Raw genomic sequence first — 4,420 nt, forward strand, 5'->3', positions numbered from 1 at the left:
GGTAGAGGCAGTGCCGACCGGGCCGGGCAAGACGTCGCTCGCCAAGGGCGAGATCATCGAGGCGATCCTGCTCGACAGGCGCGCGCCGCGCTCCGGCGATGCCTATCTGCGTTTCATTCCACGCACGGAGATGGACATCGCCGTGGTCAGCGCCGGGGTGAACCTGACGCTCGATGAACAAGGTGTCGTCAAATCGGCCCGCGTGGCACTGGGCGCCGTGGCGCCGACGGTGCTGCTGGTGGAAGAGGCCGCCGAGGCCCTCATCGGCAGGAAGCTGGACGAAGCAGCACTTGAGCGGCTCGCCAAGGTCTGCTCCGGGGCCTGCCGTCCCATCGACGACAAGCGGGGCACCGTCGAGTTCAGAAGAAAAGTTGCGGGCGTGCTGGCCAGGCGGGCCGCCACGACCGCCTATGCACGTGCAGGAGGCAAATGATGGCTGGTGTAGCAGTCTCAACCACAATCAACGGCGACAATGTCGAGTACCTTTGCCAGCCGGACGAGACGCTGCTCGACGTGCTGCGCGACCGCCTCGGGCTGACGGGCGCCAAGGAAGGCTGCGGCACCGGCGACTGCGGCGCCTGCAGCATCATCCTCGACGACCGGCTGGTGTGCTCGTGCCTGGTGCTTGGCGCGGAGGCTGAAGGCCGGCGTGTCGAGACCATCGAGGGCATGGCGCACGGCGACAGGCTGCATCCGCTGCAGCAGAAGTTCCTCGAGCACGCAGCGCTGCAATGCGGCATCTGCACGCCGGGCTTCCTGATCGCGGCGAAGGACCTTTTGGCCAAGAACCCCGACCCGACCGAGGAGGAAATCCGCTTCGGCCTCGCGGGGAACCTCTGCCGCTGTACCGGCTATGACAAGATCGTGCGCGCCGTCCAGGACGCCGCGAGCGTGATGAAGGGAGCGTGACGATGAATTTCGATCCGCGTTACTCCAATCGCAGTTTCACCTCCGTCGGCACGCGTCCCATCCGCCCCGACGGCGTCGACAAGGTGACGGGCCGCGCCCGCTACGGCGCGGACTTCAACATGGCCGGCCAATTGGTCGGGCGTGTTCTGAGAAGCCCGCACCCCCACGCCACGATCAGGAAGATCGACACATCGAAGGCGGAGAAGCTCGCCGGCGTGAAGGCGGTGATCACCGCGGCCGACCTGCCCGACCTCACCGACGGCGATGCTGCCATGTACGACATCCTCGACAATTGCATGGCGCGCAAGAAGGCGCTCTATGACGGCCATGCCGTGGCCGCGGTCGCCGCTGTCGACGCCCGCACGGCGAGGCAGGCGCTGAAGCTGATCGAGGTCGACTATGAGGTGCTGCCGCATGTGACCGATGTCGACGAGGCGATGAAGCACACGGCACCGCTACTTAACGATGCCATCTTCACCGAGGGCCTCGAGGAAAAGCCCGTCAAGCCTTCCAACGTCACCAAGCGCACGCAGTTTGGCCATGGCGACATCCATGAAGGTTTCGGCCAGGCCGACTTCGTCGTCGAACGCTCCTTCAAGACCGAGCAGACGCACCAGGGCTATATCGAGCCGCATGCCTGCGTGGCGAGCGTCAGCTCCGACGGCACCGCCGACCTTTGGGTCTGCACGCAAGGCCATTTCGTCTACCGCCAGCACTGCGCCCAACTGCTTGGCATGGAAGCCTCCAAGCTGCGCGTCACCTCGTCGGAGATCGGCGGCGGTTTCGGCGGCAAGACCCATGTCTGGGCCGAGCCGGTGGCGCTGGCGCTGTCGCGCAAGGCCGGACGGCCGGTCAAGCTGGTGATGACGCGTGACGAGGTGTTCCGCGCCTCCGGCCCAACCAGCGCCACCTCGATCGACGTCAAGATCGGCGCCCGCAAGGACGGCACGATCACCGCGGCCGAGGCGACGCTGCGCTATTCCTGCGGCCCCTATGCCGGCATGTGGGCCGAGATCGGCGCCATGACGGCCTTCGCCTGCTACAGGCTAGAGAACGTCAGGACGGTTGGCTACGAAGTTCTGGTCAACCGGCCGAAGACCGCCGCCTATCGGGCGCCGTCGGCGCCGATGGCGGCGTTTGCGGTGGAAAGTGCGATCGACGAACTGGCCAAGGAGATCGGCATGGACCCGGTCGAATTCCGGATCAGAAACGCCGCACAGGAAGGCACCAGATCTTCCTACGGCCCGGTATATGGCCCGATCGGCATCGGCCCGACGCTGGAAGCGGCGAAGAACCATCCGCACATGAAGGCTCCGCTGGGCAAGAACCAGGGCCGTGGCATGGCTTGCGGCTTCTGGTTCAACTTCGGCGGCCAGACCTGCACCGACCTCAACATCGGCATGGACGGCTCGGTCTCGCTTGCCGTCGGCACGGTCGATGTGGGTGGTTCCCGCGCGTCGCTGTCGCTGGTGGCGGCGGAGGAACTCGGCATCGCCTATGAGCAGGTCAAGGCGGTGGTGGCTGACACATCCAGCCTCGGCTACAACGACATGACGGACGGCAGCCGCGGCACCTTCTCCTCCTCGATGGCGACGATCTCGGCCGCCCGCAACACCATCAAGATCCTGCGGGAACGCGCCGCGCAGATGTGGGACATTCCCGTCGACGACGTGGTCTGGGAAAAGGGCCACGCCATTGCCAAAGGCGAGAAGTACGGCAACCTTGCGGCGCTGTCCCTAAAGGAGATCGCGGCGGCGTCAGGAAAAACGGGCGGGCCGATCGCCGGCCACAGCGAGCTCGTCGCCGACGGCGCCGGCGTCTCCTTCGCCACCCATATCTGCGATATCGAGGTCGATCCGGAGACCGGCACCACGAGGGTCCTGCGCTACACAGTCGTGCAAGATGCCGGCAAGGCGGTACACCCGACCTATGTCGAGGGGCAGTACCAGGGGGGTGCCGCGCAAGGCATCGGCTGGGCGCTCAACGAAGAGTACATCTACGGCAAGGACGGGCGGCTGCAGAACCCCGGCTTCCTCGACTACCGCATCCCGGTCTGCTCGGATCTGCCGATGATCGACACGCAGATCCTCGAGATCCCCAATCCCAACCATCCTTACGGGGTGCGCGGCGTCGGCGAGACCTCGATCGTGCCGCCGCTGGCGGCGATCGCCAATGCGGTGTCGAACGCCGCCGGCGTGCGCATGACGCACATCCCGATGTCGCCGCCGCGGATTCTCGCGGCGATCGAGGCGGAACGGGGAGGCTAATGGTCGAAGTAACGCTCTGGGGATCGCTCGGCGCAATCGCCGGAGGCAAGAGCAAGGTCGAGATCGAGGCGAAGGATATTCGGGAGCTGTTCAGGAAGCTGGCTGAGCAGTATCCCGGGATTGAGCCGTGGATCGATCGCGGCATCGCGGTGGCGATCGACGGGACGATTTATCGCGATACGTGGTCGAAGGAACTGCCGCCGGGCGCGGAGATTTTCCTGCTGCCGCGGTTGGCGGGGGGCTGAGTGGGGGACCTGCCTCCCCCTCGCCTAGCATACGGTCTCGAACGTCGTTGATTGGGCCGGTGCGGACGGTCCGGTCTTAGGCATTGGGAAACAGTATGCTGCCGTTCTGCAGCCGACCCCCATTGTCGCCGTTCGGAGTGCTGCCTTCGCCGCCCGAAACTTGCCATTCGTTCGGTTCCGCCATACGGCAGAGCTGGGGCCGGGAACTGTCAGTCAGTTTCCGGCACACAGTTGACCGGAGCGGACATTGCACGTGGCCCTGCCAAAGCATCTTTCTCGACTAGTGCTGGAACGACGCTATCGGCGTATTGGTGGGCCGGCACCCGGTTCTGGCGGTGCCCGCCGGCCGTGCCGGCGCACGACGCAAGGAATTTTCCAAGGAGAATAGAATTGTCGACCACTCCTGCGCCAAGTCCAGTCTATAGGGCGGACCGGACGCGCATCACAGAGTTGAACCAGCGTGAACTGGAGCGCTTCGCGGCGCGCACTGGGAGGTCGAAGGCATTACTCGACCGCGCGCGCAAGGTCATGCCGGCTGGAACGCCGATGTCCTGGATGGCCGGCTATTACATGCATCCCCAGCTCTATGTTGCGCGCGGCGAAGGCGCGCGATTTTTCGATGTGGACGGGAATGCCTATATCGACATGAACGTGGCGGATCTTTCGGCCACGCTTGGCTACGGCATTCCGGCGGTGGAAGAGCCGATGGTGCGCCAGTTCCGTAACGGTGCCCATTATCTTCTGCCCACCGAGGATGCTGTGGTGGCGGCACATTCGCTCGGGCGACTGATGGGGCTACCCTTCTGGCAGTTCACGCTGGCGGCATCGGGCGCCAACACTGAAATCATGCGCATCGCCCGGCACATCACTGGCCGGCGCAAGCTGATCGTCTTCGAAGGCAAGTACCACGGCCATATCGAGGAAACGCTGGTCAAGTTCGACGGCGAACGGGTCGTTCCCGAATATCAGGGCCTGTCAGGCCGCCGGTCTGAAGATACC

At 65.0% G+C, this 4,420-nt stretch carries 4 protein-coding genes and 1 pseudogene; all 5 read left to right on the forward strand.

Annotated elements, in window-relative coordinates:
• Positions 1–433: pseudogene (locus EOA86_RS23855) on the forward strand (xanthine dehydrogenase family protein subunit M); the annotation flags it as partial.
• Complete coding sequence (locus tag EOA86_RS23860) at positions 433–909, forward strand: (2Fe-2S)-binding protein (RefSeq protein WP_095521021.1); 477 nt, start codon at positions 433–435, stop codon at positions 907–909. The pseudogene EOA86_RS23855 and the gene EOA86_RS23860, both read left to right, overlap by 1 nt.
• A 2-nt stretch (positions 910–911) precedes the next feature.
• Positions 912–3,176 carry a xanthine dehydrogenase family protein molybdopterin-binding subunit gene (locus EOA86_RS23865; protein ID WP_128343912.1) on the forward strand — a complete coding sequence of 755 codons (2,265 nt, stop codon included), beginning with the start codon at positions 912–914 and terminating at the stop codon, positions 3,174–3,176.
• Positions 3,176–3,421: a MoaD/ThiS family protein gene (locus tag EOA86_RS23870; protein ID WP_128343914.1), complete on the forward strand. Its 246-nt coding sequence runs from the start codon at positions 3,176–3,178 to the stop codon at positions 3,419–3,421. The genes EOA86_RS23865 and EOA86_RS23870 overlap by 1 nt, the downstream gene beginning before the upstream one ends.
• 390 nt (positions 3,422–3,811) lie before the next feature.
• Positions 3,812–4,420 (forward strand): aminotransferase class III-fold pyridoxal phosphate-dependent enzyme (locus EOA86_RS23875; RefSeq protein WP_128343916.1); only part of this gene is annotated, 609 nt, incomplete at its 3' end.

The organism is Mesorhizobium sp. M5C.F.Ca.IN.020.32.2.1, assembly GCF_004023105.1.
Lineage (GTDB): Bacteria > Pseudomonadota > Alphaproteobacteria > Rhizobiales > Rhizobiaceae > Mesorhizobium > Mesorhizobium wenxiniae.

Bases quoted from the DNA above. Each gene is read 5' to 3' on its own strand.
- EOA86_RS23860 (WP_095521021.1), top strand. From the start codon at position 433: ATGGCTGGTGTAGCAGTCTCAACCACAATCAACGGCGACAATGTCGAG.
- EOA86_RS23865 (WP_128343912.1), top strand. From the start codon at position 912: ATGAATTTCGATCCGCGTTACTCCAATCGCAGTTTCACCTCCGTCGGC.
- EOA86_RS23870 (WP_128343914.1), top strand. From the start codon at position 3,176: ATGGTCGAAGTAACGCTCTGGGGATCGCTCGGCGCAATCGCCGGAGGC.